Origin of the sequence: Mycobacterium sp. IS-2888, assembly GCF_001954215.1 — a bacterium.
Lineage (GTDB): Bacteria > Actinomycetota > Actinomycetes > Mycobacteriales > Mycobacteriaceae > Mycobacterium.
This window is the reverse complement of the sequence record NZ_MBET01000094.1, coordinates 161,096-187,888: the sequence shown is the minus strand read 5'-3', so window position 1 is coordinate 187,888 and position 26,793 is coordinate 161,096. Positions and strand designations below refer to the sequence as shown.

Sequence of the window (26,793 nt, the reverse complement as noted above, 5' to 3'; positions counted from 1 at the left end):
CAAGATCCGAACACGCTTCGTGCCTGAGCTGTCATTAAGACCGACAGTCGGTGATTTGCCTACGACCTTTTCCGCGTGGTCGGTTGACGCGGCCCGCGTAATAATGCACAGTGACGGACGCGAGTTGTCGTGACCTTGGATGGCACCAGGATCCGATAAATCGATGAATGGACGAGACCCCGCCCGCACAGGGCGGGGTCTTTTTCGTGCCCGCGAGAGGCCAGGCGACGCAGGCGCAGCGACACGCCGATGCCTGCGCGCCAGCAACCTCACGACCAGGGAATTTCAAAACTGTTATTCCGAATATCTTGTATGTCGGTAACTTGTCGACCACTAGGTGTAGTGTTTCTGGTGCCATCCAAGGAAGGTGCAGCGAAGGCTGCCATAGACATTTTCTATCAGTAAAGGAAAGACAACTCGTGACCGACCAGCGCTCCGGCAAGCACGCATTCATTTCGTACGTGCGCGAAGACTCCGGACAAATCGACAGGCTCTGCCGCATTCTCGACGCGGCGAAGATCCCCCATTGGAGAGACCGCACCGCGCTCGGCCCGGGCGACATGTGGCGTTCGAAGATCCGCGATGCGATCAAGTCAGATTCGCTCGCGTTCATCGCATGCTTTTCCACGCAATCTGGCAACAAACCGAAGTCGTTCCAGAATGAGGAGTTGACCCTCGCGATTGAGGAGTTCCGCCTGCGTCCGCCCGGTCGAACCTACTTGATCCCGGTTCGGCTCGACGATTGCGAGATTCCCGCGTGGGAATTGGGTGCCGGCCAGATGCTGGGCGACGTCAATTACATCGACCTCTTCGGTGACGGCTACGCCGAGAACGCCGTGAAGCTCGTGGAGGCCATCAAGCGGGTAATGGGGTTGGAGACGATCGACCCCGCCATAGTGCGCACCGCCGTCGGCGAGGCCACCGCCGAAGATCGACCAAGGCTCCTACGGGATCTCACGAAGCAAATGATCCGGGATCCCGCAAGGGAAATCGAGCTCGACGAGCTCGTTACCCAAGAGGTGTCCCGGGTGCTCACCGGCATGCGGGACACCGGACGCTTTCCGGAACAGTTCACGGGCGGCACCCAGGACGAACTCACGGTCCTGCTGGCCGAAACTGCAACGAAGTACTGGGAACTCGTCGAGCCGTTCTGCTGGTCACTGCAGGTCGCGTCCCGCTGGGGTTCACCAGAGACGCTCAGCCCTTGGGTCAAAGGCATGCGCGCGCTGAGCGCCGAGGCACTAAAACCACGGGGTGGAACGACAGTGCTGCTCGACCTCTGTCACATCCCGGTTCTGGTGTCCGTAATGGTCGCCGCGCTGGCATCGACCGGCCAGGGGCGCTGGGACAACTTCAAGGCCCTCCTCGTCGACAACATGGTGTCGGACCGGGGTTACGAAGGCAAGCGGGTTGCGATCATCGAGTCGGTCACTCCGTGGGACCCGTTCGGCTACGGTGAGATCACCGCTCACGTGCTGGCACGCTCTGCGACGAGCGACGACGACTTTCCCTCTGCTGTAACGGGTTTCGACCGAAAGTACGGGAAGTTCCACACGCCAGCTGCTGAGTGGATGTTCGCCCTGTTGACGGAGATGTTCGCCGAGCAGTTCCCCGACGCTGATGCGTATCAGAGCGCATTCGATTACGCAGAGGTAGTACTCGGAGTCGTAAATGAAGATCTCGGGAATGTGAAGGACACCGGCGAGGGCCGCCCGCTGCGATTCCGAAATACATGGTTCGGGCGGTCGACCTGGCGGTATTCCCACCGTCACTGCGACCCCGTTACCGACCTCGCCGACGAGCACGCCGCATCTGGTTCGGTGTGGAAGCCGTTGCAAGCCGGTTTATTCGGAGGGGCCGCCGACCGCGCTGCGATCGCGATCCAGCAGTACGGCGAAAATTTCAAAGACATCGCCCGCAGGCACTGGTAGCTGGCCGCCGCCGGCGTTTCCAGGGTCCCGTACGGCGGAGGGGGAAATGGCTGACGTAGATCAGCACCGCGAGCGGCCGCGCCGACTTTTGAGGGGCCCTTGGGGGTGGGGCGGCGGTCATACCTTCGATTTTGCGATCAATTACGTTGTCGCACAACATGTTTAGAGGCATGATTAGAAGCATCAACCACGGGAGCGCGGTGTGGAGTTTAATGGTCGGCATGAGCGACACTCTGGAGTGGCGCGACAACGGCGAGATAATCCTGTTGACCACAGGCATCCCGACAGGGCCGCATCGGTTTGACTGCCAAGCCGAGCGCGGCAAGCGGCAATACGGCATCCAACACCAGGGCGACGATGGGTGGATGGTCCTGCATTTGGTTGGCGAGAAAGTCATACACCAGGAGATGTGCGAGTCGCTTGAGGCCGCGAAGGAACAGGCCGAGCTGTGGGAAGCGACCCACTCCCCTTAGCGGCGGGCGTCAGCAAGGCGGCAGACGTACGCTGCCCGCGGGCCAATGCCGTCGACGCGGCGGATGCGCTGCTGGATGAACGCCGCGAGCTGAGCGGGCGGCGCTACCACCGGCCACCCAAAATTTTCACAATTCCGAGCGTGAATACTCGGCCAAGCGCTTAGGCTCCCATCGGCGAATCGGGCTACGTCGGCAAACACGAGCGTCCCAAAGGGGTTCCGAGCAATGAGAGACCAATACAGCTTCCATTACAACGACATCGAACCCAAGGACGAGCACGGGTGCTGCGCATCGATGCTCACGCGGCGGGGCCATGCCTACGTCATGCACCGGCTGTCAAGCGGGTGGTGGGCGGCCAGCCATCAATTTCAGCGCGGCCCGGTGGAAATAATCACCCCGCACGGCGGCGTCAAGAGCGGCCACCGGGCATACCAAACCGCGCGCGACCACCTCACTGTGCTGCAAGGGCGGGAGAAGGCGGCCGCATCGCCATCAAGTGCGACGACTAGCGCTTAGTGAGACGGCACGCGACCGACTCGCGCATGTTGTCGCCTGGATACTGATCGCGGTCATCGTGGTCTGCGTGGCCATCGTCATCGTGGCCCTGGCCAAGCGTGGCGTGTCCCTTCCACGATCCCCCTATCCGAGCACTCACTTCACGACCACCCCCAGCCGGCCTCGGGTCTTCTATAAAAACTGCGACGAGGCCCACAAGGATGGCCGCTGGAACATTCCCGCGGACGACCCCGCCTACAGACCCGCGCTGGACAAAGACCACAACGGGATCGCGTGCGAGTCCCGCGCCCGGTAATGAGCAGGCCGAGCCACTACTCGACACAGGCAGGGAAATGAAAGCATTCGCCATTGTTTTAGGAAGCATTCTCGTCATCGTCGGCATCTTGATGGGTATCGGTAAGCAGACCATCACTGTGGACGGCACCACAATCGGATGCGGTTCCGCATTCACCCGCAGCTATGGTCGCGACGCTGAATCGAAGGACCAATTCAATCATCCCGTGGGGACTCCAAGCCGCTATGGGGAGAAGTGCGATAACAAGCTCGACAGCATGCATATGTTGACTACCGTCTTGCTGGTCGTCGGAGGCGCAGTGGCCGTCGCCGGGCTGTTTATCCCGAGCCAGAGACGGAGGGGCGCCGCGTCTGACTAATGGACCAAGGCCGATATGGCGCGATAGGTGGTTTCGCCATTCGACCCGTGGCAGCCAAATCCCCAAGCAGGACAACGACTCTCGCGGGATCGCCGGACTGGACGACATTGTTGGCAACGCTTCCCGCGCGCCGGTAACGCTGCGGGCGCGGAGCGATCCGATTGCGTGCCAAGGCAAGCCGCGGGATCCCCCGTCGGGGTTCCCGGATCGCGGATCAGCCCTGAGCGCTCACCGCTTCGGCAACTCGGGTGGCGACGTGCCGAGCCACGTCCGCTTCGGGCGCTTCCACCATCACCCGGATCATCGGTTCAGTTCCCGAGGGGCGCAACAGAATTCGCCCGGTATCACCGAGCTCCGCTTTGGCCCGCTCCACCGCGGCTTGCACCGCGGGCGCCGCGGCGGCGGCGGCCTTGTCGGCGACCTCGACGTTGATCAGCACCTGCGGCAACGTCTGCATCTGCGAGGCGAGGTCGGCCAGCGACTTGCCGGTCTGCACCATGCGGGTCATCAGCCGCAGGCCGGTGACGATGCCATCGCCGGTGGACCCCAGCGCGGGCATCACGATGTGGCCGGATTGCTCACCGCCGAGGCTGTACTCACCGGCCCGCAACGCCTCCAAGACGTAGCGGTCGCCGACGGCGGTGGTGCGCACCGTGATGCCGGCCGAGCGCATGGCCAGGTGCAGGCCCAGATTGCTCATCACCGTGGTCACCAAGGTGTTGGAGGCCAGCTCGCCGGCCTCCTGCATCGCGCGCGCAAGCACGACCATGATCGCGTCGCCGTCGACCAGTTCGCCGTTGGCGTCGATGGCCAGGCACCGGTCGGCGTCGCCGTCGTGCGCCAGGCCCAGGTCGGCGCGGTGGTCGATGACGGCCGCCCGCAGCGAGTCGAGGTGCGTCGAGCCGCAGCCATCGTTGATGTTCAGTCCGTTGGGCTCGGCGTGGATCGGGATGACCCGGGCGCCGGCCGCGCGATACGCGCGCGGTGCGGCCACCGATGCCGCGCCGTGGGCGCAGTCGACGACCACGGTCAGGCCGTCGAGCGGTGCCGTGCTGACCTTGCCGACGTGGCGCAGGTAGCGGTCGGCCGCATCCTCGGCGTCGAGAACACGGCCGATCCCGGCGCCGACCTGGCGCAACCCGGGCCCGGCCGCGACCAGTTCTTCGATCTGGTCCTCGGTGTCGTCGTCCAGCTTGTGGCCGCCGGGGCCGAAGATCTTGATGCCGTTGTCGGGCATCGGGTTGTGCGACGCCGAGATCATCACCCCGAAGTCGGCGTCGTAGGCGCCGGTCAGGTAGGCCACCGCGGGGGTCGGCAGCACCCCGACGCGCAGCGCGTCCACACCCTCGCTGGTCAGGCCGGCGATGACCGCCGCCTCCAACATTTCGCCGCTGGCTCGCGGGTCGCGACCGATCACGGCGACTCGGCGGCCCGGACCCGCCGCGCTCGCCAGCCGCCGCGCGGCCGCAGAGCCCAGCGCCAACGCCAGCTCGGCGGTCAACTCACGATTGGCGACCCCGCGAACGCCGTCGGTGCCGAATAGTCGACCCATGCGGATAAACCTCTCACAGTTGACGGTCGTGCACCTAACACATGCCCGTTCATTTCTGGACGAAACCGTGCGTGTATGCGCGCGGACACGCCGCTAAAGGTGCAGTAGATGCACGGTTGCGGCCAGAAAGTGATCGGTGATCAGCGCTTGCTGTACTGCGGCGCCTTGCGCGCCTTCTTCAAGCCGTACTTCTTGCGCTCGGTGGCACGCGGGTCACGGGTGAGGAACCCGGCCTTCTTCAAAGCCGGCCGGTCCTCCGGCGAGGCCAGGATCAACGCCCGGGCGATGCCCAGGCGCAGCGCGCCGGCCTGACCCGACGGTCCCCCGCCGTGCAGCAGCGCGAAGATGTCGAAGCTCTCCACCCGGTCGACGGTGACCAGCGGGGCCTTGATCAGCTGCTGGTGCACCTTGTTGGGGAAGTAGTCCTCGAGGCTGCGGCCGTTGAGGTCGAACTTGCCGGTGCCGGGCACGATGCGCACCCGCACCACGGCCTCCTTGCGGCGGCCGACGGTCTGGATGGGCCGCTCGAACACGAACGGCTCGCTGGGCTTGGCCGCCGGGGTCTCCGCCGGAGCGGCCGGGGTTTCCGGGGTTTCTGGGGTCGCCGCGGTCTCGACGGCCTCGGTTGTTTCGGTCACTGGGCCACCTGCTTGATCTCGTACGGAACCGGCTTTTGTGCGATGTGGGGATGCTCCGGGCCCGCGTAGACGTGGAGCTTGCGCTGGATCTGACGGCTGAGCTTGTTCTTGGGCAGCATGCCGACGATCGCCTTTTCCACGACGCGGGTCGGGTGCTTTTCCATCAGCTCGCCGATCGTGCGCTTGTGCAGGCCGCCGGGATACCCCGAGTGGGTGAAGGCCAGCTTGTTCTGCAGCTTGTCGCCGCTGATGGCGACCTTGTCGGCGTTGATGACGATGACGAAGTCGCCGCCATCGACATTGGGAGCGAACGTCGGCTTGTGCTTACCGCGCAGCAGGGTGGCTGCCGCGACGGCAAGGCGGCCAAGCACCACGTCCGTGGCGTCGATGACGTACCACGACCTCGTGGTGTCACCCGCCTTGGGCGCGTATGTGGGCACAGCGCTTACCTTCTTCTTCTCGAGGTGGATCCCGGTGTGACCCGGGCATCGGTCAGGCGCTGACGGCGGGGCTTGATCTCGGCGACCGACATTGACCCGAGGCCCTGGCGTACCGCACGCCAACCGAGCAGCTTACCGACCCGCATCCCCGCAGGTCAAAATCGTCTCCACCAGGTGACGGTCGGTTTGAATCCAGTGCCGCGCGCTTGTCGCGGTAGACTGTCATCTTCGCCTTAAGCGGAGTTCCTTGAAGGGTCCGCCATGATCTCATTCCGGCGCTGGCTATCCCGCAAGTTCTACCTCTGGTCCTGCCGCATCTACGAAGACTGGCACGAAGTCGAACTCACTTCCGACACGGGCGAGACCATCCGCTTCTGCTGCTACGGCGATCTCACCGGTTCTTGGCCCGACCGCTGGGAGTTCAGCTGCTCATGCGAATAGCGCGCTTCCGCGAATCGCTAAGGGCGATGGGAGCTACGCCAGGGCCATGTGGCGGGTTGAGACGACATCGTGCCTGGGGACCAACTTCTCAGTGGAAATACGCCCGGTGGCATCGAGCGCCGATCGCAATGCGCTTAGCGCACCGATGAGGGAATCTTCAGACGCATCTGGCACGTCAATCGTCCAAGTCACTGCCAGATCAGCCAACCTAGCCGTGTAGTCGGCATCGACGCCCAGCGCCATTAACTCGTCCGCGACCGCGTCAAGCAGCGCCTCAAATTGAGAGGAGTCGTTTAGGCCAGGCGCGAACTGCAGCTCAATTTCAAACACTCCGGGCATGTCCTTACTCCATCTCTCAACGGCCCCAACAAGTCTTACGCGAAAGTTCTACCTTCGCTACCGACTCGTCCCTGGGCAGACGGGTCGCCGACGTAAAGGCGATGGAAACCGGCGCGCGGCGCATCCTTCGTTCCGCGTACACGCCGAGACGCGTTGAGGGCGAAAGTGGGGCGATAATCCCGCGCGGGCGGGCGCCCAATCGCTAAGCAACACTGGACGATGTTTGCCGACCTGGCACAGTTTTTCGGTGAATTGACGTACCGATACGCGGTAGTAGCCTTACACGCGCGCGGGAAGGGGTAGCGGTGACCGTCAATCCTCGTGACTTGCAGCCCGGGCCAGAGCACTCTCCTTACGCCAATGAGCGGAGTGACGCAAAAGCGCGAGCGGTGAAATGCAGCTGCGCTACATAAGCGTTCCGCTCCTGATCGGCGAGGCCGGCGGGGACCCATGGGCGGTAAATCAAACCCTCCAAGCAGGCCGTCCAGCCCAGATTTCTGATCTGGCGCAGGCGTTTCATGCTGCGGGCAGGTCGACTGCCGAGTCCAATTCGGCGTTCGACGAAGCCCGTCGCCGCTTTGAGGCGTCCTGGAATCGCGACAACGGCGAGAACCCGATCAATGACTCCGCCGAGGTACAGCGCACCGCCCAGGCTTTGGGTGCGCAGTCCGAACAGCTACCCAAGATCGGGGCCGACCTGGAAAACATCGCCGCCGCTCTTGCTCAAGCGCAAAGCACCGGCGCGGTGCTGATCTCCACTCTGGAAAGTCAACTACAGCAGCTCGACGACGAAATCGGTCAAGCGGTCGAAGAGGAGCACAACATCCACCTCACCGACGGCTATCGGAAGGCGCTAGATGCGCTGATCGCCAGCCTGGAACAGAAAGCCATCGACGACACCAAATCCGCTCTGGGCCAACTCAATTCGTTACGCGACGGCTACTCCGCGTACTTGCAAAGAGCGACGGCGAGTCTGCGCGCCGACGGGTATGCCAACGACGGCCTTCTGCGGGGAGTCGACGCAGATACGAAGCTTCCGCCACCCGGCACCAGTGCTGAGGACGTACACAAGTGGTGGACATCGCTGGCACCGCAGGAGCGCCAGCACCTCATCGATGAGCACCCCGAAGAACTCGGCAATCTCAACGGCGTGCCGATCAACGCCCGCAGTGACATCAACGAGGCGGTCATGAACGACGACCTTCACCGCGTGGAGGACATTGCCAAGAACCATGGCGTGTCAGTCCAAGACGTGCTCAACGACCCCGGCAAGTACGGGCTGTCTCCGGCGGGGATCATGCGCTACAACAACGCCGTCCAGGCACGAAACGGCCTCAACACATCCTCAAAAGCTGTGGACGCGTTCGGGCGTCACCCGCCCGTGTACTTAATGAAGTACCAGCCCGAGGCATTCGGCGGAGAAGGGTCTGCAGCTATCGCGATGGGAAACCCCGACACAGCGGCCAACACCGCCGTCTTGGTCAAGGGGTTGGGCTCCGGCGTGCGGGAGGGAACGCTGTCCAATCCCGACGGGGTGCGCCTCTATGAGGAGTCCGCCCGCGCTGATTGGGGCAAGGAGACCGCCGTAGTGATGTGGGTCGGCTACGACGCCCCCAACACCTGGCACGACCCAGGTCTCTACGAGCCGAACATGGCCCGGACCGGCGCACAGTCATTGGCCGCCGATGTCAACGCGCTGCCGGTCACCCACCTGGGGGCACCATCGCATATGACTGTGGTCGGCCACTCCTACGGCTCCACCGTCGTGTCCGATGCGGCCGCCGCCTACGGGATGCACACCAACGATGTGGTCCTGGTGGGCTCGCCAGGCACTGACCTGGCGCATTCGGCGGCCGACTTCCACCTGGCATCCGGCGGGCATTTGTATGTCGGGGCGGCCTCGGGCGACGCGGTGACCTGGGCGCCGGGTCATGTGACAGGCCCCGGCCTTATCGGTCCAACCCTCGGAGGACTCGGTGACGACCCCTCGGTTGACGGCTTCGGCTCCACCCGCTTCGAAGCCGAAAACCCCCAATACACGGGAGACCCGACCTTCGATCACTCTCACTACTTCGACAAAGGTTCAGAATCGCTGTTCGCCATGGCCGACGTGGTCTCCGGCCACGGCGATGCCCTGCAACACGACGGCCTAACCGCGCACCACCGCGGCGAATACGGTTTACCGGAATGGGTCGACCCCGAAGCGTGGCGGACAGCAACCACAGGGCACCAACACACTGGCGCAACGGGTTAACTCGTAACCGCTCCGACGTGCATCAGACCCCTGAAAGGAAGTGACGAGTGTGGACTCTGGCAGCACGGATCGCCACCGCGGCGATAAGCATCGGCCTAGCCCTCAGCGGGTGTGGTGAACACGTGAGTCACCCCATGCCCTCGTCACAGGCTCGCGCCCAGGTGGTCGATGCTGCCCGCGACATCGTGACTGCCTTGCACGCCGAGGTGACCGAGGCAACGTTTAGCTATGAATCGTGTAACGACCAGGGAGAGGCACCATTTCGCGGTGTTGTGAATTTGTCGTTCTGGCTGCCTGGCATCCCGCATAACCAGCCGGTCGACTCGCAGTCGGTGATCAAGGGCCTTGTGGCTGATGGTTGGAGCACCGACTCGGATTTCAAATCCCATGGGCCGACCCTGAAGAAGAACGGCGTAAACACCATCCTGACGATCGCACCTACCCCTCCCCCCTCGGTGAGCCTTGTCCGTCACGTCGGAGCCGATATCAACGGCGAATGCCGCGACACAACCGACCACCGCACCGATGGCTCCACAGCCCCAGTCGATATCAGCCAGGAAATCCGCCAGCCCTGATCTAGCCAGCCAGGTCCGCGATTGTCGCGGCAGGGATCGGTCCAAAATTCCGCCGGGAAATTTGTCGAATACGTATTTCCGCCTCACGGTAAACCGCACGCCGAGCGTCCTGCTGAGGTTTATCCACAGGTCGGGCGAGTTTCGGGTTTGCCGGATCCGGGTAAAATTTCCGGGTGTTTACTCACCGCATACGTAGCCCCCGGGCGGGCGGCGCGCGGTCAGCGGCTCGCTGGGTCGGCCTGAGCGCTTCCGCGCTGGTCACCGCGACCGGCCTGCTCGCCCTCCCCACGGCGTCGATGGCCTCCGCCGACGACTGCCCGGATGCTGAGGTGATCTTCGCCCGCGGCACCAACGAGCCGCCCGGCCTGGGCCGCGTCGGCGACGCCTTCGTCGACTCGCTGCGCCAGCAGACCGGCATGAACATCCTGCCGTACGGGGTGAACTACGCCGCCAGCAAGCTGCAGCTGCACGGCGGTGACGGCGCCAACGACACCATCGACCGCGTCAAGAAGAGCGTGGAGAAGTGCCCGAGCACCAAGATCGTGCTGGGCGGCTACTCCCAGGGCGCCTCGGTGATGGACATCGTGGCCGGCGTTCCCATCGGCGGCATCAACTGGGGCAACTCGCTCCCACCGCAATACGCCAGCAACATCGCGGCCGTCGCCACCTTCGGCGACGTGGCCGACCGCGCCGGCGGAACGCTGCCGGCCCAGAGCACGCTGCTCGGGTCCAAGGCGATCGACCTGTGCAACCCGCAAGACCCGATCTGCCACGCGGGCCAGGGCAACGAGTGGACCGGGCACACGGAGGGGTATGTGCCCGTGTACACCACCCAGGCCGCGGCCTTCGTCGCGTCGAAGCTGCTGGCCGGAACCGGCCAGCAGGTACCCGGGTACGGACCCACCTCACCGGGCTACGGCCCCACGTCACCGGGGTACGGCCCGCAATCGCCGGGATCCGGTCCGCAATCGCCGGGATCCGTACCGCAGTCACCGGGTTCCGTACCACAGGCGCCAGGGCCCGGACCGTCGATCCCTCCGACGACGGCGCCGGCTCCCGCGCCCGCGGCGCCCACGCCTTCGCCTGATCTGGTCTCGGCGATCCACTGACCGCATAGGCTGGCCGGTTAATATATCGGCCCATGAGGCTGCGCGGTTTCGCGGCCGCGACATTGCTCGCCGCGACGTTGGTGATAGCCCCGCCACGGCGCCGATTGCATCGGCGGCGTGCCCGGGCGCCGAGGTGGTATTTGCCCGGGGCCGGGAGGAACCACCCGGACTCGGCGTCATCGGCGACGCGTTCCTCAATTCGCTGCGCGGCAAGACGGCTATGCCGGTCGGAGCGTATGGGGTCAACTATCCCGCAAACATCAGCGTCGACGCAGGCGCCAACGACATCAGCGCCCACGTTCAAGCCATGGCCAAGCAGTGCCCGAACACCCGCGAGGTGCTCGGGGGGTATTCCCTGGGCGCCGAAGTGGTTGATCTCGCGACCTGGGGCCGGATACCGCCGGGGGCGGATCAGCACGTCGCGGCGGTTGCGTTGTTCGGTAATGGCACCCGGCAGGTCGCCCCCGCCTTTGCGGGGAAGACGATCGACCAGTGTGCACAGGGCGACCCGATCTGTCGCAATGGCATGAATTGGCCGTCACACCTGCAGCCGTCGTATCTCAACTCCGGCCTGATCGATCAGGCCGCCAGCTTCGCCGCCGCCCGGCTCTAGCGCGTGCGCAGATCGCGGGTGATCAGGATTCGCGACGCGAGCTCGCCGTCGGGTGGGTAGTCCACGCCGATCAGCGTCAGCCCGTGCGCGGGCGCGGCCGCGAAGTCGCTGGACCGGTCCGTCGCGGTGAGCAGGTGGCGACACCAGGTGACCGGACGCCGATGCTCGCCGACGGCCAGCAGCGCCCCGATCAGTGACCGCACCATCGACCAGCAGAACGCATCGGCGGTCACGTGCGCCGTGATCAACTCGCCCTCGCGCGACCAGTCCAACCGCTGCAGATCCCGGATCGTGGTGGCGCCATCTCGCTGACGGCAGAACGCCGCAAAGTCGTGCAGCCCCAACAGGTCTCGTGACGCCGTGCTCATCGCGTCCAGGTCCAGTGTGCGCGGCCACGCGGTGACGTAGCGCGCCCGCTGCGGCTCCACGCCGTAGGGCGCCGTGGACAACCGGTAAGCGTAATGGCGGCGCAGTGCCGAGAAGCGGGCGTCGAAACCCGCTGGGGCGCGGGCGATCCGGAGGACCCGGACGTCGGTGGGCAGGAACCGGCCCAGGCGCCGCAGCAGCGGCAGGAATTCCGGTTCGCCGACGCGGGGTGCGCGCGGGTAAGCGTTGGGCAGCGCGTCGTCCGGGACGTCGACGTGTGCCACCTGCCCGGTGGCGTGCACGCCGGTGTCGGTGCGCCCGGCGGCGCGCAGCCGCACCGGGGTGCGGAAAACCGTCGTCAGCGCCTCGTCGAGAACGCCGGCGACGGTTCTCTGCCCGGCCTGGGTTGCCCAGCCCGCGAAATCCGTTCCGTCGTAGGCGATATCGAGCCGGAGACGGACGTCCTCGCTAACTGTCGGTGGCTCCGTCGCCCTCATCGGCGGCCTCGGCCTCGACTTCGGCCGTCTCGGCTTCGACTTCTTCAGCCGTTTCGGCCTCGACTTCCTCGGCCGTCGGGCCCTCGGCGGCCTCCGGCTCGACGGCGGCCTGCGGCGCCGCAGCCGCCGCGACAGGAGCGTCAGCCTTCTTCGAGGCTTTCACCCGGCGCGCGCGATCGGCCTCCGACGTCACCGTCTTCTCCCGCACCAGCTCGATCACGGCCATCGGGGCGTTGTCACCCTTACGCGCCTCGACCTTGATAATGCGGGTGTAGCCACCGTTGCGGTCGCTGTAGAACGGCCCGATCTCCTCGAACAACGCGTGCACGATGTCCTTGTCGCGGATCTTCTTGAGAACCTCTCGACGGTTGTGCAGCGTGCCCTTTTTCGCGTGCGTGATCAGCTTCTCCGCATACGGCCGCAGCGCACGGGCCTTCGGCTCGGTCGTCTTGATCCGACCGTGCTCGAACAGCGACGTGGCCAGGTTGGCCAGAAGGGCCTTCTGGTGCGAAGACGACCCGCCGAGGCGAGGGCCCTTGGTGGGCTTGGGCATTGCTGTCGCTCCTGTCTAGATGATTCTGGCCTTTAGAGCTGTTCGGTTTCCGCGTAGTCCTGGTCGTCGTAGGCGCCCTCGCTGGACCAGGTCCCGGTCGCGACGTCGTAGCCCGCAACCTCCGACGGGTCGAAGCTCGGCGGGCTGTCCTTGAGCGACAGGCCCAGCTGGTGCAGCTTGACCTTCACCTCGTCGATGGACTTCTGGCCGAAGTTGCGGATGTCGAGCAGGTCGGACTCGGTGCGGCTGACCAGCTCGCCGACGGTGTGCACACCCTCGCGCTTGAGGCAGTTGTACGACCGCACGGTCAGGTCCAGGTCGTCGATCGGCAGCGCGAACGACGCGATGTGGTCGGCCTCGGCCGGCGACGGCCCGATCTCGATGCCCTCGGCCTCGACGTTGAGTTCGCGTGCCAGACCGAACAATTCGACCAGGGTCTTACCCGCCGATGCCAGCGCGTCGCGGGGAGTGATCGAACTCTTGGTCTCCACGTCCAGGATCAGCTTGTCGAAGTCGGTGCGCTGCTCGACGCGGGTCGCGTCCACCTTGTAGGTGACCTTGAGCACCGGCGAGTAGATGGAATCGACTGGGATACGGCCGATTTCGGCGCCGGAGGCCCGGTTCTGCACGGCCGGGACGTAGCCGCGGCCGCGCTCGACGACCAGCTCGACCTCGAGCTTGCCCTTGTCGTTCAGCGTCGCGATGTGCATGCCGGGGTTGTGCACGGTGACACCGGCGGGCGGCACGATGTCACCCGCGGTGACCGCACCGGGGCCCTGCTTGCGCAGGTACATGGTGACGGGCTCGTCCTCCTCCGAGGACACGACCAGGCCCTTGAGGTTCAGGATGATGGCGGTGACGTCTTCCTTGACGCCGGGCACGGTGGTGAACTCATGCAGCACGCCGTCGATGCGGATGCTGGTGACCGCCGCGCCGGGAATGGACGACAGCAGGGTCCGCCGCAGCGAATTGCCCAGGGTGTAACCGAATCCCGGCTCCAGCGGTTCGATGACGAACTGGGACCGGTTGTCGGTGAGGATCTCCTCCGACAGTGTGGGTCGCTGTGAGATCAGCATGGTGTTTCTTCTTCTCCTTCTCGGCACCCGCTATTTGATGCCGCTAAGACCTGCACTGGGTTCAGTGCAGGGGGGTCTACTTCGAGTAGTACTCGACGATCAGCTGCTCGGTGAGCGGCACCTCGATCTGCGCGCGCTCGGGCAATTGGTGGATCAGGATGCGCTGGCGCTCCCCCACGACCTGCAGCCAGCTCGGGATCGGGCGCTCGCCGGCGGTCTCCCGCGCGATCTGGAACGGCACCGAGTTCACCGACTTGTCGCGCACGTCGATGATGTCGTACTGCGACACCCGATAGCTGGGCACGTCGACGCGCACGCCGTTGACCGTGAAGTGGCCGTGGGTGACCAGCTGACGGGCCATCCGCCGGGTACGCGCGATGCCGGCTCGGTAGATCACGTTGTCCAGCCGGCTCTCCAGGATCTGCAGCAGCTCGTCACCGGTCTTGCCGGGACGGCCCGCGGCCTCCTCGTAGTAGCGGCGGAACTGCTTTTCCATGACGCCGTAGGTGAAGCGGGCCTTCTGCTTCTCCTGCAGCTGCAGCAGGTATTCGCTCTCCTTGATCCGCGCGCGGCCGTGCTGGCCGGGCGGGTAGGGGCGCTTCTCGAACGCCTGGTCGCCGCCGACGAGGTCGGTGCGGAACCGGCGCGACTTGCGGGTGACGGGTCCGGTGTAACGAGCCATCGGTTGTTTCTCCTCCTAGACCCTGCGTCGCTTCGGCGGGCGGACGCCGTTGTGCGGCTGCGGCGTGACGTCAGAGATCGCGCCCACCTCCAGGCCCGCAGCCTGCAGCGAGCGGATCGCGGTCTCCCGGCCCGAACCGGGGCCCTTCACGAACACGTCGACCTTGCGCACGCCGTGCTCCTGAGCCTTGCGGGCGGCGTTCTCGGCGGCCAGCTGCGCGGCGAACGGGGTCGATTTCCGCGAACCCTTGAAGCCGACATGGCCCGACGACGCCCAGGCGATGACGTTGCCCTGGGGGTCGGTGATCGTCACGATCGTGTTGTTGAACGTGCTCTTGATGTGGGCGGCGCCGTGCGGGACGTTCTTCTTTTCCCGTCTGCGGGTCTTCTGACCCTTCTTGGGCGCCGCAGCACCACTTGCCTTCTTCGGTGGCATCGGTTACCTGGCCTTCTTCTTGCCTGCGATGGTGCGCTTGGGTCCCTTGCGGGTCCGCGCGTTGGTCTTGGTCCGCTGGCCGCGCACCGGCATGCCGCGGCGATGCCGCAGGCCCTGGTAGCAGCCGATCTCGATCTTGCGGCGGATGTCGCCCTGCACCTCGCGGCGCAGATCGCCCTCCACCTTCAAGTTCGCTTCGATGTAGTCACGCAGGTGGGTCAGCTGGTCATCGGTGAGATCCTTGGTCCGCAGATCCTTGTCGATGCCGGTGGCGGCCAAGATCTCGTTGGAGCGGGTACGGCCGATGCCGAAGATGTAGGTCAGCGCGATCTCCATCCGCTTGTCACGCGGTAGATCGACGCCTACTAGTCGAGCCATAGGTGGCGTTTCCTCTTATCTCATGCGGAGGTCTTGTCCCAGTCCGTTCCCTGCCCAAAAAATGAATTGGGCCGGGGCCCGGCCTCCGTCCGGGCGTAGGTAGGCGGCGTATCCGCCTAGTGGTGCTGGGAGGTCTGCATTCAGTTGTTCAGGCCGCGTCAGGATTAACCCTGCCGCTGCTTGTGGCGCGGATCCGAGCAGATCACCATGACCCGCCCATGCCGACGGATCACCCTGCACTTGTCGCAAATCGGCTTCACGCTGGGGTTGACCTTCACGGCTTTTCGATCCTGTTCTCGTCTGTTGGTGGGTTATTTGTACCGGTACACGATGCGGCCCCGGGACAGGTCGTAGGGAGACAACTCCACCACCACCCGGTCCTCGGGCAGGATGCGGATGTAGTGCTGCCGCATCTTGCCGCTGATATGGGCAAGCACCTTGTGACCGTTCTCCAGCTCAATGCGGAACATCGCATTGGGCAGGGGCTCGACCACGCGGCCCTCGACCTCTATGGCGCCGTCCTTCTTGGCCATAACCTCTCGTCAAATCCTCGTCGTTTAGTTTCGTTGCATCTGCGCCCACATCGGCGCAGCATTCACACCGACTTGAAACGTGAGCCGGTGACAGGAAAGTTCCTAGGGACTGGGCACGCAAAAGCCGGCGCGAAGACGCACCGTTGATCCAGGATACCTGGTTATTCGGCCCCGGCCAAAATCCCTCCGCGGAATAGCACCCGCACACCGCCGGTTGCAGCCACCATGACTGATTCTGCAGCTAGCAAGCCCAATCTTGGCCGGTTCGGATCGTTCGGGCGCGGCGTCACTCCCCAGCAAGCCAAGGAGATCGAAGCCCTGGGATATGGGGCGGTCTGGGTGGGCGGTTCGCCTCCTGCCGAGCTGGCTTGGGTCGAACCCCTCCTCGAAGCCACGACCACCCTGCAGGTGGCCACCGGCATCGTCAACATCTGGACGGCGCCCGCCGCGCCGGTCGCCGAATCGTTCCACCGGATCGACGAGGCCTACCCGGGCCGCTTCCTCCTCGGCATCGGCGTCGGCCATCCCGAGGCCCACACCGAATACCGCAAGCCATATGACGCGCTGGCGGAGTACCTGGACCAGCTCGACGAGCACGGCGTGCCCGCCGAACGTCGCGTGGTGGCCGCGCTGGGACCGCGGGTTCTCAAGCTTTCGGCGGAGCGCAGCGCCGGAGCGCACCCCTACCTCACCACCCCCGAGCACACCGCGCACGCACGCGAGCTGATCGGCCCGTCGGCGTTCTTGGCGCCCGAACACAAGGTGGTGCTGACCACCGACGCGGACAAGGCACGCACGGTCGGCCGCAAGGCGCTCGACATCTATTTCAACCTGGCCAACTACCGCAACAGCTGGAAACGCCTGGGCTACTCCGACGACGAGGTCACCCGGCCGGGCAGTGACCGCCTGGTCGACGCCGTGGTGGCCTATGGCACGGTGGACCAGATCGCGGCTCGGCTCAAGGAGCACCTCGACGCCGGAGCGGACCACGTGCCCGTGCAGGTTCTGACCAAAGATGAAAACCTGGTTTCGGCGCTGGCCGAGCTCGCGGGGCCGCTCGGGCTGACCTAGCACACCAGGGGGGACCTAAATGACCGGGGGAGCAGCACTAAAACCCGATCTGGGACGGTTCGGCGTATGGCTGGGATCACGGTCTATCACGCCGCAGCTGGCCAGCCGAATCGAATCGCTGGGCTATGGCGCGGTGTGGATCGGCGGATCACCGGACGCTGACCTGGCTTGGGTCGAACCTGCCCTTGCCGAAACCGACTCGCTACAACTGGCCACCGGGATCGTCAACATCTGGTCCGCGCCGGCCGCGGCGGTCGCGCGGTCGTACGAACGCATCGAAAGCGCCTATCCCGGAAGGTTTTTGCTCGGCATCGGGGTGGGCCACCGCGAGCACACCCAGGAGTACGTCAAGCCCTACGACGCGTTGGACCGTTACCTCGACGAACTCGACGCGGCGATGGTGCCGACCAGCCGGCGAGTGCTGGCGGCGCTCGGCCCGCGGGTGTTGCAGCTGGCGGCCGAGCGCAGCGCCGGCGCGCACCCCTACCTCACCACACCCCAGCACACGGCCAAGGCGCGCGAACTCGTCGGAAGCTCGGTGTTCCTGGCGCCCGAACACAAGGTCGTGCTCAGCACCGATGCCTCCGAAGCCCGTGCCATCGGCCGCCGGTACGCGAACTTCTACCTGGACCTCAGCAACTACGTGAACAACTGGCTGCGGTCGGGATTCACCCACGACGACGTGCGCAAGCCCGGTAGCGACAAGTTGATCGACGCGGTGGTGGCCTACGGCACCCCGGAGGCCATCGCGCAACGCCTCACCGAACACCTGGATGCCGGCGCAGACCACGTCGCGGTCCAGCCGCTCGACGCGACGCCCGACGACGAAGTGGTGCGCGTACTGGGAGAACTGGCGGGACCGCTGGGCCTCACCCGTTAGGGTTTGACCATGCGGCTATTGGTCACCGGTGGTGCCGGTTTCATCGGCACCAATTTCGTGCACAGCACCGTCCGCGAGCGTCCTGATGTCGCGGTGACGGTGCTCGACGCCATGACCTACGCCGGGCGACGCGAGTCGCTGGCGGACCTCGGCGATGCCATCAGGCTGGTGGAGGGCGATATCACCGATGGCGCGCTGGTTACCACGCTGGTCGCCGAGTCCGACGCGGTCGTGCATCTTGCTGCCGAAAGCCACGTCGACAACGCGCTGTACGACCCGGAGCCGTTTCTGCACACCAATGTGATCGGGACCTACACCATCCTGGAAGCGGTGCGGCGCTACGGTGTGCGGCTGCACCACGTGTCGACCGACGAGGTCTACGGCGACCTGGCGCTCGACGACCCGCAGCGGTTCACCGAGTCGACGCCCTACAACCCGTCGAGCCCCTACTCGGCGACCAAGGCCGCCGCCGACATGCTGGTCCGGGCCTGGGTGCGGTCGTATGGGGTGCGCGCGACAATCTCGAACTGCTCCAACAACTATGGGCCGTATCAGCACGTCGAGAAATTCATCCCGCGTCAGATCACCAACGTCCTCACCGGCCGCCGACCCAAGTTGTACGGCAGCGGTGCCAACATTCGCGACTGGATCCATGTCGACGATCACAACAGCGCGGTCTGGCGGATCCTGGAGAAGGGCGAGATCGGCCGAACCTATCTGATCAGCGCCGACGGCGAGCGCGACAACCTGACGGTGCTGCGCACGCTGCTGCAGATGCTGGGACGCGACCCCGACGACTTCGACACTGTCCCCGACCGCATCGGTCATGACCTCCGATACGCCATCGACTCATCGGCGTTGTGCGACGAATTGTATTGGGCACCAAAGCACACCGACTTCGACGAGGGTCTCCGGTCCACCATTGACTGGTACCGGAACAACGAATCCTGGTGGCGTCCGCTGAAGGACGATGCCGAGGCCCGCTACGAAGCGCGCGGTCAGTGAGATGAAAGTTCGCGAGCTCGACATCCCCGGCGCCTGGGAAATCACTCCCGACATCCATGGCGACTCGCGCGGCCTGTTCTTCGAATGGCTCACCGATCGCGGGTTCAGCGCCTTCGCCGGTCACTCGTTGGACGTGCGGCAAGCCAACTGCTCGGTTTCGGCCGCCGGAGTGTTGCGTGGCCTGCACTTCGCCCAGCTGCCACCGAGCCAGGCCAAGTACGTCACGTGCGTGGCGGGCTCGGTATTCGATGTCGTCGTCGATATCCGTGTGGGCTCACCGACATTCGGCCGATGGGATTCCGTGCTGCTCGACGACTCCGACCGCAGGACGATCTACATCTCCGAAGGCCTCGCCCACGGGTTCCTTGCGCTGCAAGACAATTCGACGGTGATGTACTTGTGCTCGTCGGAATACAACCCGCAACGCGAGCACACCATCTGTGCGACGGATCCGGCACTGGCAATCGACTGGCCTTTGGTCGACGGCGCCGCACCAAGCTTGTCGGATCGCGACGCGGCCGCCCCCAGCTTCGATGAAGTGCGCAAATCCGGTGTCCTACCCGCCTGGGAGGACACGCAGCGATTCATCGCCAGCTTGCCGAGCAAATAGTCGAACGGCGATACATACTGCTTGTGTGAACCGTCAGTTGTCAGTCGCCGTCGCAGCCGTGACGATCGTTGCCGGCTGCTCCAGCGGCAATAAGGCCTCCGCCCCGTCGTCCAGTTCGGCGCCCCCGCCCAGCACCAGCTCCAGTGCCGCCCCCTCGACTAGCACTGTCGCGACGGCGCCGGGGGAAGCGAAGGTCAGCGTGGGCGGTGAGCCCCTGAATGTCAGCGGCCCGGTGGTGTGCGCGACGAACAACGGCAAGTTCTCCATCGCCATCGGCGAGGCGGTCACCGGCGTGATCGTCGGGTTGGAGCCCGACGCATCGGTGGTCCACGACGTCGGGCTCGGCTCGATCAACGACGTCGTGCTGAGCTTCACCGAGGGCGCGCCCGGTAACAGCGCCGGCGCCACCAAGAACGGCAACAGTTACCACATCACCGGCACTGCCACCGGTGTGAACAACGTGGGCCTGCAGGTCAGCAAGGCCTTCACGATCGACGCCACCTGCCCCTAGGACGGCGGTGGTTCTTGCTAGGCGGGGCTGAGCCGACGCGACCTGATCAAAGGCGCGGCCCACAGCACCACGCATAGCACTTCGGAGGCGACGGCGAGCGCCGCGTGGGGTGATGGGTCCCAGCCGCGTTCGGAAAAGCCGAACAGCCCGACGGTCCTCGACAGTGCGAACGCCACCAGGGAACCGCCCGCGATCGCGGCGGCGCCCCATTGGGTCCACCAGGGACCGCCGGCGACGATCAGCACAGCGAGCGAAAACGACACGCTGGCCTGGACCAGGAAGGCGGTGCCGATCATCGGGATGTGTTGGTAGCCATGGATATACAGGTAGGCGTGGCTAACGGCGCTGACACCCAGGGACGCGGCGAGGCCGAGTCGAAGCAAGAATTTCATTGCAACCTCTGCTCTTTCAACGCCAGGGCGGTCTGCCCCTTGGTGTAGTTGACCTCGCGAATGCCGAGGGCGTCGCGCAGCTTGCCGGCCGGCAGCGTGACCGGCTTGGGCGCCGGCCCATCCCCGGGATGCGGCAGCGGATACGCGGTCGTCGTGCCGCTGTAAAACGTCACGTTTCCTTCGGTCTTGGAAAACAGTTGGTGCACATGGCCGTTGAGGCATGTCACCGATGAGAAGCGGCTCAGATAGCTCAGCGCCTGGGTGGCGTCGTCGGTGCCCCAGCCCCAGTCCGGGTACATCGCGAACAGGGGGATGTGGCTGAACACGATGATGGGAGTATCGCTGGACAAGCCCGCGACGTCCTTCTCGACGAACTCCAGCTGGTCGGTGCCCAGATGCCCAAGTTTCTTCAGGTTCAAGGTGTTCACCAGGGCGATGACGTGGACACCGGCAACGTCAAAGCTGTACCAGCCGTCGCCGCGAGTCCCCGCACCGAAGACGCTCCGATACTTCTGCCCAGCGTCATCGACCGAATCGTGTTCGCCGGGCACCGTGAACACGTGCGGAGTCTGCAGCTTCGAGAGCATCTGCTTCACCTGATCGAACTGCTCCGGGCTCGACAGGTGGGTGAGGTCGCCGGTGTGAATGACGAAATCCGGTGTGTAGCCGAGGCCGTTGATCTGATCGATCGCATGGCCGAACGTGGCGGTGACGTCCGGGTTGGGCGGACCGGAGAAGCCGATGTGGCTGTCGCTGACTTGGGCGAACCGCAGGGTGGGCCGGGCCCCAGCGTGCGAGGCCGACGCCGTGCCCGCGACATGCGAGATGACCTCGCCGCCAACGACGGCGAATCCGACCGCCGCGCCGAACCAGGCCGAGTGTCGGATGAGCTGACGGCGGGTCATCGTGTTCGGGTCATTGTTGGTCATCCCGTCACCACCACGGTGCCGTGCATGGACGGGTGAATGGAGCAGACGTAGTCGAACTTTCCCGCCGTAGGAAAGGTGTGCGAAAACGTAGCCCCCGTGCCCATTCCCGGTGAGTGAAACGAGCCGTCGGTCGCCGCCACCGTGTGCGGTTCTTCGTCGCGATTAGTCCAGGTGACGGTGCCGCCCACCTTGACGGTCAACGTCGCGGGCGCGAAGGCGAAGTTGTCGATGCTGACCTGGTCACCCGTGGCCGGCCCCGGCGATCCCGTTGCCGACGCCGAGCCCGTCGGCGCTCCCGAGGCCGGCGGCATCCCGCTCATTCCCGGCATCCCGGGGGTGGCGCTGGCGCCCGACCCGAAGGTGACCGACGGTTGCGCTGCCGGCGGCGAAGACGAGCATCCGGCCAGCACGACGCCGGCGGCCACCGCCGCGATCACATGTTTTCGAAGCATGGGGATATCCATGCCAAGAGATAGGGCGACGGGTTACACGGGCCCGGGCGGCTAGGCCGACTGGTCGGGGCGCGCCGGGGCGAACACCTCGATCACCCCGCCGACCTCGCGAACCATCAATGTGGGCAACGGCTTTGGTGCGATCGGCAGTTGGTGGGTGAGCACCTGCCCGGTGGGCGAGAACGACGTCGAGTGGCAGGGGCAGCGCAGCCGGTCGTCGGGCGCGTCGAACCACAGCCGGCACCCCTGATGCGTGCAGACCCCGGAGATCGCCTCGGGTTTGCCGTTGACACGACGGACGAATCCGCTGACCGAGCCGAGGTCGAAGGGGTGCATCTGCCCGTCGGGCACGTCCGAGCTGGCCGCGACTCGCTGCCAGCTTCCGTCGTTGGGCATGAGTTGTCCCGCGACGGCGGGGGCTTCGGCGGGTCCGCCCGTCACCGCCCGATCGATGGACACCGCGGCGGCGGCGGCCGCGGCGGCGGCGGAGGTGCCGACGATGACCTGGCGGCGCGTGGTATTGGCCTTCGGCGCGGCGGCCGGCCGCGAACCAGACATCTGCTCCGCGAGGCGACCATGCAGGTCGGCCAGGAATTCGGGGCTGGGGGCGTCGTCCACCTCGGCGCCGTGCCGGGCGGCCCGCAATTCGATTGCCGTGCGGATCTGCGCCGCCTCGAAGTCGTCGGGCGCGAACGGTTTTGGCCGGCGGGCCCGCAGCAGGTCGTCGACGTAGCGGCGCAATCCGCGCGCGTTCATGGCTGGCCCCCATCGTTGACTTGCGCTGCCAGTCGCAGAGCGCGGTGTTGGAGAACTTTGGCGTTGGCGACGCTGATCCCGAGTTCGGTCGCGGACTCCTTGATCGAATTGCCTTGCAGGAACCGCAGTTCCAAAATGCGGCGATAACGGTCCGGCAGATTGTCGAGAACGTGCGCGACGCGCTGTGGTGCGGTGCTGATCGCTTCCTCGCTGTCGGGTGGCGCTTCGATGTCCTCGATCGCGGTGATTTCGCGGCCCATGGTCTCGCGCCAATGCGCGGCCAGCACCGTTCGGGCCGTGGCACGCAGGTACGCGCGGACCTCGCCGACGCTCGCGGTCAGGCGCAGCGGCCGCAGCGCGGCGAGGAAGACCTCGGCGGTGAGGTCCTCGGCGTCGGCCCGGTTGCCGACTCTAGCGAACAGCGTCCGGTACACCCAGGCCGCGTTGTCCTGATACACCGCGTTCCAGTCGGCATAGCCGTCGTCGGGCACCGCGCGCAATGGTCGCGGGCCGACGGGTTCGTTTTGCGCCGCCACGTGCCTCCTTTACCGACCAATATCAGCTCGGGTTACACCGACGGCGCGGTGAGTGAGGCTTCCTGGACCATCAGCTGGTCGAGTTTGGTGGCGGTGGCAGACAGCGCCGATTTGGCCATGCCCAGTATCCGGTCCTGCACGCGGGGCTTCGCCGATGCCGGCGCCAGAAGATGGCCCATCAGGTGACCGAACAGGTCCAGGCGCGCGCCGGCGAGCCATTCCGTCAGGTCCGGGTCCTCCATCCAGCGCAGCTGGTTTCCGTAGTCGGCCAGCGCGATGCGCAACCAGTCGAGGTCGGTGTCCGGGTGCGGCAGCGGGACGCACAGCCGGTTTTTCACGGCGTCATCGCGGTAGGCGGTTTCGACGTGGCCGACCAGTGCGGCGCTGAATATTTGCTGGCAACCGCGCACGCTTTGCAGCGTGATACGGCCGGTATCGAAAATTGGTGTGGCGGGCCGCTTTTCGGCGCCATCAGCGCTGCAGTCGATGTACAGCGCGCGGCGGTCCATCGCCAGGGATCCACCGTCGAGGACCATTTCGTCGGCGTCGATACGCAGCACGTGGCCCATCCGCACGATGTCGGAGATGCGCCGCAGCTGCTCGAGTTCGAGCCGGGTGACGGTTGCGCAGCGGTACATGGTGGGGCGGACCGCGGGATCGATCCGCAGCAGCGCGCCGGCGTCCTCGAGGCGCGCGAACAGGTCCTCGACGGACTCGGCGTCCCGGACGGCCCGCAGTTGCGCGGTGAACGCGGCCTTGATCTGATCGGCGAGCAACGAGCCGGGCTGGATCGTCGCGCGATCCAGTAGCCACGAATCCCGCGGCATGATCCACGTCAGCCGATCCGGCGCGATGCCCTGGCCCAGTAGCCATAGGCAGGTGTCGATTCCGGTCTTGCCGGCCCCGACGGCGACGTAGCGCTCGCGGGCGCCGAGCCCGGGCAGGTGGTTGGGCGCGACACATTCGATACCGGGCGCGACCTGGTACGGGGGCGGGCGCATCGAGGGAACCATGACGCGCATGTAGGTGGCATCGACGACGCGGCGCGCCACGTTGACGGTGTACTCGGTCCCGGCCATCGTCACGAAGCGGCCTTCGCCGTCTTGCAGGCCGAGATATTCGCTCATCGGGAAGTAGCTGACCCGGCCCGTCGGCAAGAACCGCTGACGCATCACATGGTCGTAGTACGCGCAGACTTCCCCGGCCGTCGCGAGTTCGTAGAGCCCTTTGTTCCAGCCGATTTGGTCGATGGTGTCGCTGCCGAGGCGCAACGAGTTCACGCCGTAGAACGCCGACGGCTGATGCAGCCGCACGAACGGGTAGGCCGTCGTCCAATGCCCGCCCGGCTGGTGGTAGCGATCGACCACCACCACGCGTGCCTCTGTCTCAGAGATCAGCGTGTCGATGAACGCCATGCCCATGGCGCCGGCCCCGACGACGAGGTAGTCGGCCTCGATGGTGTGCATACGGGGTAAAGGCTAATCGGCCCCGGCTCGCTTCAGCGAATTTCGGCGGCCGCGGTGCGCAGCTCGTCCAAGGCCTTGAGTGCGAGTTCAGCCAGGCTCTGGTCGCCCTTTGCCGTAATCCATTCGGCGAATGCCTCTTTGAAAGCCAACGCGCCCAGCTCGGCAGCCAGGGCGGCCGCCCGTTCCGGCACGCCGCGCGCTCGCAGCGCCTGCACCATGGCCGCGGCGAGGCCGACCTGTTTGAGCGCATCGCGCTCCTGCAGTTCGGTGCTGGTGGCGATGACGGCCTTCACCTGGGGAGCAAGCTCGCGATTGAGCGGGGTCATCGCCCCGGCCGCGCGCTCCAGCCCGGCGGCGACCGCGACGAGCGGGGTGGCGTCCGCGGGCGCCGAGGCGATGCCCTCGGTCAGGAGTCGGGACAACGTCTCCTGCCCGGCCGCCAGCACCTCGCGCTTATCGGGGAAATACCGGAAGAAGGTGCTTTTCGTCAGGCCGGCCCGATCGGCGATCTCGGCGACGGTGGTTCGGTCGTAGCCCCGCTCGGAGAAGAGGTGCAGCGCCGCCTCGACCAGCCGCGCACGCGCATCGGGTTCCCATCGGGGCATGCCGTCATGGTAGGCGATGAGACCTTTGTCCCATCACCGTGGTAGTGTGATGGGACATTGGTCCCATCACTTGAGGAGTGTGTCATGCGAGTTTTCGTCACGGGCGCCACCGGCGGGGTCGGCTCGGCCGTCGTTCCCGAGCTCATCCGCGCGGGCCACGAGGTTCTGGCGCTGGCCCGCTCCGACGCGTCGGCCCAGGCCGCCAAAGCCATGGGGGCCGACGTGCTGCACGGCGACCTCGACGACCCCGAGAGCCTGCGCGCCGGCGCCAAGGACGCCGGCGGGGTCGTCCACCTCGCCTTCCTCCACTTCGACGATTTCGAGAGGGCCGTCGCGCAGGAGGCGGTCGCCGTCGAGACCTTCGGCGCGGCCCTCGCGAGGAGCGGCAAGCCGTTCGTCATGGCCTCGGGCACGCCCCCCATCCCCGGCCGCGCCTCCACCGAGCGGGACCCCGCGCCGACCGAGGGGCTAATCGGCGGGCGCGGCCGAAACGCCCACGCCGCACTGGAACTGGCGGCCCAAGGAGTCCGCTCGGCGGTGGTCCGCCTCCCCCGCTCGGTCCACCGGGCGGGCGGCCCCTGCGGGTTCGCCTCCCTGCTCGTCGAGGCGGCCCGACGGACCGGGGTCTCCGGATATGTCGGCGACGGCGCCCAGCGCTGGCCGGCCGTGCACGTCCTCGACGCGGCCCGGCTCTTCCGCCTGGTCCTCGAGGAGGCGACGCCCGGGACGGTGGCGCACGCCGTCGGCGACGAGGGCGACCCTATGCGCGCGCTCGCCGAGGCCATCGGGCGCCAGCTCGATCTCCCCGCGGCGTCGGTGCCCGCCGAGCATTTCGGGTTCCTCGGCACCATATTCGCCCGTGATCAGCCGTCCTCGAGCGAGTTGACCCAGGAGAGATTCGGCTGGCGGCCCACCCATCCGAGCCTGCTCGAGGACCTGGAGGCGGGGAACTACCCTCTCTGAGGCTACGGTCGCGACCATGATCAGCTGGAGAGAGTTCACGGCAGCAGCCCCGCGAATCGCGACCATATTCCTCCGCCGCCACGCCGCGACCGGCAACCTCTGCATGTTGGGCACGCTTCGCTCGGACGGGTTTCCCCGGATCAGCCCCATCGAGCCGAGGTTCTTCGAAGATCGGCTCTGGATCGGCGGGATGCCGGGGACGACGAAATTCCATGACCTGTCGCGCGATCCGCGCTTCTGCCTGCACACCGCCACCGTCGACACCGAGGTCAAGGACGGCGACGCGAAGCTGTTCGGCGTTGTTGAGGACGTCGGTGACAAGGACTTGCATCAGAGGTACGCCGAAGCGCTCTACGAACAGACCGGCTTCGACATTCGAGGGCAGGAGTTCGATCACCTTTATCGGGCCGACTTGATCGGTGGGTCCGCGGTCGAGGTGACCGATGGCCACCTGGACATCACGATCTGGAAGGACGGCGAAGCCGAGCGCGTCGTGCGCAAGCACTGAGCGCCTTGCCCCGCCCGAGCCAAGTTACTAGGATATCCAAGTATTAGCGCGTATA

35 protein-coding genes and 2 pseudogenes are annotated in these 26,793 nt (G+C 65.8%); 17 read left to right on the top strand and 20 right to left on the bottom strand.

Going from position 1 to position 26,793, the window contains the following annotated elements; translation table 11 throughout:
* Window positions 1-419 precede the first annotated feature (419 nt).
* The 5 genes from A5745_RS17890 (at window position 420) to A5745_RS17870 (ending at window position 3,573) form a co-directional block, all read left to right on the top strand.
* Complete coding sequence (locus tag A5745_RS17890) at window positions 420-1,931, top strand: toll/interleukin-1 receptor domain-containing protein (protein ID WP_076117724.1); 1,512 nt, start codon at window positions 420-422, stop codon at window positions 1,929-1,931.
* Window positions 1,932-2,152: 221 nt separating this feature from the next.
* On the top strand, window positions 2,153-2,404 hold the full coding sequence (locus A5745_RS17885; RefSeq protein ID WP_139329669.1) for a hypothetical protein: 252 nt from the start codon (window positions 2,153-2,155) through the stop codon (window positions 2,402-2,404).
* A gap of 225 nt (window positions 2,405-2,629) precedes the next feature.
* Window positions 2,630-2,920 (top strand): hypothetical protein, encoded by a 291-nt coding sequence (locus tag A5745_RS17880; RefSeq protein ID WP_076117719.1) that lies wholly within the window; start codon window positions 2,630-2,632, stop codon window positions 2,918-2,920.
* A gap of 67 nt (window positions 2,921-2,987) precedes the next feature.
* A complete protein-coding gene (locus A5745_RS17875) occupies window positions 2,988-3,215 on the top strand; it encodes an excalibur calcium-binding domain-containing protein (RefSeq protein WP_254848610.1) in 228 nt (75 codons plus the stop codon).
* 37 nt (window positions 3,216-3,252) lie between these two features.
* Window positions 3,253-3,573: a hypothetical protein gene (locus A5745_RS17870; protein ID WP_076117717.1), complete on the top strand. Its 321-nt coding sequence runs from the start codon at window positions 3,253-3,255 to the stop codon at window positions 3,571-3,573.
* Window positions 3,574-3,787: 214 nt separating this feature from the next.
* On the opposite strand, the gene glmM is transcribed toward A5745_RS17870, so the two are convergent.
* From glmM to rplM, 3 genes are all read right to left on the bottom strand, one after another.
* Window positions 3,788-5,125, bottom strand: a complete 1,338-nt coding sequence (glmM, locus tag A5745_RS17865) for a phosphoglucosamine mutase (protein ID WP_076117715.1) — start codon at window positions 5,123-5,125, stop codon at window positions 3,788-3,790.
* 140 nt (window positions 5,126-5,265) lie between these two features.
* On the bottom strand, window positions 5,266-5,763 hold the full coding sequence (gene rpsI, locus A5745_RS17860; RefSeq protein ID WP_076061643.1) for a 30S ribosomal protein S9: 498 nt from the start codon (window positions 5,761-5,763) through the stop codon (window positions 5,266-5,268).
* A complete protein-coding gene (rplM, locus tag A5745_RS17855) occupies window positions 5,760-6,203 on the bottom strand; it encodes a 50S ribosomal protein L13 (RefSeq protein ID WP_076061642.1) in 444 nt (147 codons plus the stop codon). The genes rpsI and rplM overlap by 4 nt, the downstream gene beginning before the upstream one ends.
* A gap of 261 nt (window positions 6,204-6,464) precedes the next feature.
* On the opposite strand from rplM, the gene A5745_RS17850 reads away from it, so the two are divergent.
* The gene (locus tag A5745_RS17850; RefSeq protein ID WP_076117713.1) at window positions 6,465-6,644 is read left to right on the top strand and encodes a hypothetical protein; all 180 of its coding nucleotides are present in this window, start codon (window positions 6,465-6,467) and stop codon (window positions 6,642-6,644) included.
* Between the two features lie 33 nt (window positions 6,645-6,677).
* Here A5745_RS17850 and A5745_RS17845 read toward each other — a convergent pair whose 3' ends face one another.
* Entirely contained in the window at window positions 6,678-6,983 is a 306-nt protein-coding gene (locus tag A5745_RS17845) for a hypothetical protein (protein WP_076117710.1), read from the bottom strand.
* Window positions 6,984-7,377: 394 nt separating this feature from the next.
* Here A5745_RS17845 and A5745_RS17840 point away from each other — a divergent pair, with 394 nt between their 5' ends.
* The 4 genes and pseudogenes from A5745_RS17840 (at window position 7,378) to A5745_RS17825 (ending at window position 11,534) form a co-directional block, all read left to right on the top strand.
* Complete coding sequence (locus A5745_RS17840; protein WP_076117708.1) at window positions 7,378-9,237, top strand: alpha/beta hydrolase; 1,860 nt, start codon at window positions 7,378-7,380, stop codon at window positions 9,235-9,237.
* A 122-nt stretch (window positions 9,238-9,359) separates the two neighbouring features.
* Complete coding sequence (locus A5745_RS17835; protein WP_076117705.1) at window positions 9,360-9,812, top strand: hypothetical protein; 453 nt, start codon at window positions 9,360-9,362, stop codon at window positions 9,810-9,812.
* Between the two features lie 173 nt (window positions 9,813-9,985).
* Window positions 9,986-10,921, top strand: a complete 936-nt coding sequence (locus A5745_RS17830) for a cutinase family protein (protein ID WP_175879849.1) — start codon at window positions 9,986-9,988, stop codon at window positions 10,919-10,921.
* 32 nt (window positions 10,922-10,953) lie between these two features.
* Window positions 10,954-11,534 (top strand): annotated as a pseudogene (locus A5745_RS17825) (cutinase family protein).
* Here the strand turns inward: A5745_RS17825 and truA are convergent.
* The 8 genes from truA to infA all read right to left on the bottom strand — a co-directional run bounded on the left by truA (window position 11,531) and on the right by infA (window position 16,054).
* On the bottom strand, window positions 11,531-12,397 hold the full coding sequence (gene truA, locus A5745_RS17820; RefSeq protein ID WP_076117703.1) for a tRNA pseudouridine(38-40) synthase TruA: 867 nt from the start codon (window positions 12,395-12,397) through the stop codon (window positions 11,531-11,533). The pseudogene A5745_RS17825 and the gene truA sit on opposite strands and share 4 nt — an antisense overlap.
* Complete coding sequence (rplQ, locus tag A5745_RS17815; RefSeq protein ID WP_076061626.1) at window positions 12,369-12,950, bottom strand: 50S ribosomal protein L17; 582 nt, start codon at window positions 12,948-12,950, stop codon at window positions 12,369-12,371. Before rplQ ends, truA begins: the two co-directional genes overlap by 29 nt.
* A gap of 32 nt (window positions 12,951-12,982) precedes the next feature.
* Window positions 12,983-14,026: a DNA-directed RNA polymerase subunit alpha gene (locus tag A5745_RS17810; protein ID WP_076061625.1), complete on the bottom strand. Its 1,044-nt coding sequence runs from the start codon at window positions 14,024-14,026 to the stop codon at window positions 12,983-12,985.
* Between the two features lie 76 nt (window positions 14,027-14,102).
* Window positions 14,103-14,708 (bottom strand): 30S ribosomal protein S4, encoded by a 606-nt coding sequence (gene rpsD / locus A5745_RS17805; RefSeq protein WP_076061623.1) that lies wholly within the window; start codon window positions 14,706-14,708, stop codon window positions 14,103-14,105.
* A gap of 15 nt (window positions 14,709-14,723) precedes the next feature.
* A complete protein-coding gene (gene rpsK, locus A5745_RS17800; protein WP_076061621.1) occupies window positions 14,724-15,143 on the bottom strand; it encodes a 30S ribosomal protein S11 in 420 nt (139 codons plus the stop codon).
* A 3-nt stretch (window positions 15,144-15,146) separates the two neighbouring features.
* A complete protein-coding gene (gene rpsM / locus A5745_RS17795) occupies window positions 15,147-15,521 on the bottom strand; it encodes a 30S ribosomal protein S13 (protein ID WP_076061620.1) in 375 nt (124 codons plus the stop codon).
* A 164-nt stretch (window positions 15,522-15,685) separates the two neighbouring features.
* Window positions 15,686-15,799, bottom strand: coding sequence for a 50S ribosomal protein L36 (rpmJ, locus tag A5745_RS17790; RefSeq protein ID WP_003879483.1), 114 nt, complete (start codon window positions 15,797-15,799; stop codon window positions 15,686-15,688).
* Between the two features lie 33 nt (window positions 15,800-15,832).
* Complete coding sequence (gene infA / locus A5745_RS17785; protein WP_003418601.1) at window positions 15,833-16,054, bottom strand: translation initiation factor IF-1; 222 nt, start codon at window positions 16,052-16,054, stop codon at window positions 15,833-15,835.
* Between the two features lie 225 nt (window positions 16,055-16,279).
* On the opposite strand from infA, the gene A5745_RS17780 reads away from it, so the two are divergent.
* The 4 genes from A5745_RS17780 to rfbC are packed head-to-tail and all read left to right on the top strand — an operon-like array spanning window position 16,280 to window position 19,620.
* On the top strand, window positions 16,280-17,125 hold the full coding sequence (locus tag A5745_RS17780; RefSeq protein WP_076117700.1) for an LLM class F420-dependent oxidoreductase: 846 nt from the start codon (window positions 16,280-16,282) through the stop codon (window positions 17,123-17,125).
* A 19-nt stretch (window positions 17,126-17,144) separates the two neighbouring features.
* The gene (locus A5745_RS17775) at window positions 17,145-18,005 is read left to right on the top strand and encodes an LLM class F420-dependent oxidoreductase (protein WP_076061616.1); all 861 of its coding nucleotides are present in this window, start codon (window positions 17,145-17,147) and stop codon (window positions 18,003-18,005) included.
* Window positions 18,006-18,014: 9 nt separating this feature from the next.
* A complete protein-coding gene (gene rfbB / locus A5745_RS17770) occupies window positions 18,015-19,010 on the top strand; it encodes a dTDP-glucose 4,6-dehydratase (RefSeq protein ID WP_076061615.1) in 996 nt (331 codons plus the stop codon).
* Window position 19,011: 1 nt separating this feature from the next.
* Complete coding sequence (gene rfbC / locus A5745_RS17765; RefSeq protein ID WP_076061613.1) at window positions 19,012-19,620, top strand: dTDP-4-dehydrorhamnose 3,5-epimerase; 609 nt, start codon at window positions 19,012-19,014, stop codon at window positions 19,618-19,620.
* 33 nt (window positions 19,621-19,653) lie between these two features.
* Here the strand turns inward: rfbC and A5745_RS25200 are convergent, their stop codons facing one another.
* Window positions 19,654-19,785 carry a hypothetical protein gene (locus A5745_RS25200; protein ID WP_256385497.1) on the bottom strand — a complete coding sequence of 44 codons (132 nt, stop codon included), beginning with the start codon at window positions 19,783-19,785 and terminating at the stop codon, window positions 19,654-19,656.
* 19 nt (window positions 19,786-19,804) lie between these two features.
* On the opposite strand from A5745_RS25200, the pseudogene A5745_RS25110 reads away from it, so the two are divergent.
* Window positions 19,805-20,131, top strand: a pseudogene (locus A5745_RS25110) (lipoprotein LpqH); the annotation flags it as partial.
* A 17-nt stretch (window positions 20,132-20,148) separates the two neighbouring features.
* On the opposite strand, the gene A5745_RS17755 reads toward A5745_RS25110, so the two are convergent.
* From A5745_RS17755 to A5745_RS17725, 7 genes are read right to left on the bottom strand one after another with little or no spacing between them, the layout of a single operon-like run.
* On the bottom strand, window positions 20,149-20,523 hold the full coding sequence (locus tag A5745_RS17755) for a hypothetical protein (RefSeq protein ID WP_076061610.1): 375 nt from the start codon (window positions 20,521-20,523) through the stop codon (window positions 20,149-20,151).
* Window positions 20,520-21,452: a metallophosphoesterase gene (locus A5745_RS17750; RefSeq protein WP_076061609.1), complete on the bottom strand. Its 933-nt coding sequence runs from the start codon at window positions 21,450-21,452 to the stop codon at window positions 20,520-20,522. Before A5745_RS17750 ends, A5745_RS17755 begins: the two co-directional genes overlap by 4 nt.
* Complete coding sequence (locus A5745_RS17745; protein ID WP_240563032.1) at window positions 21,449-21,904, bottom strand: cupredoxin family copper-binding protein; 456 nt, start codon at window positions 21,902-21,904, stop codon at window positions 21,449-21,451. Before A5745_RS17745 ends, A5745_RS17750 begins: the two co-directional genes overlap by 4 nt.
* A 51-nt stretch (window positions 21,905-21,955) precedes the next feature.
* Entirely contained in the window at window positions 21,956-22,660 is a 705-nt protein-coding gene (locus tag A5745_RS17740) for a Rieske (2Fe-2S) protein (RefSeq protein WP_076117696.1), read from the bottom strand.
* On the bottom strand, window positions 22,657-23,196 hold the full coding sequence (locus tag A5745_RS17735) for an RNA polymerase sigma factor (protein ID WP_076117693.1): 540 nt from the start codon (window positions 23,194-23,196) through the stop codon (window positions 22,657-22,659). The genes A5745_RS17740 and A5745_RS17735 overlap by 4 nt, the downstream gene beginning before the upstream one ends.
* A gap of 32 nt (window positions 23,197-23,228) precedes the next feature.
* On the bottom strand, window positions 23,229-24,662 hold the full coding sequence (locus A5745_RS17730) for an NAD(P)-binding protein (protein WP_076117691.1): 1,434 nt from the start codon (window positions 24,660-24,662) through the stop codon (window positions 23,229-23,231).
* A gap of 32 nt (window positions 24,663-24,694) precedes the next feature.
* Window positions 24,695-25,267 (bottom strand): TetR/AcrR family transcriptional regulator, encoded by a 573-nt coding sequence (locus A5745_RS17725; protein ID WP_076117689.1) that lies wholly within the window; start codon window positions 25,265-25,267, stop codon window positions 24,695-24,697.
* A gap of 84 nt (window positions 25,268-25,351) precedes the next feature.
* Between A5745_RS17725 and A5745_RS17720 the strand changes: the two genes are divergently transcribed.
* A complete protein-coding gene (locus tag A5745_RS17720) occupies window positions 25,352-26,230 on the top strand; it encodes an SDR family oxidoreductase (RefSeq protein WP_076117687.1) in 879 nt (292 codons plus the stop codon).
* Between the two features lie 16 nt (window positions 26,231-26,246).
* Window positions 26,247-26,738, top strand: coding sequence for a pyridoxamine 5'-phosphate oxidase family protein (locus A5745_RS17715; protein WP_076117685.1), 492 nt, complete (start codon window positions 26,247-26,249; stop codon window positions 26,736-26,738).
* The last annotated feature ends 55 nt before the right edge of the window (window positions 26,739-26,793 follow it).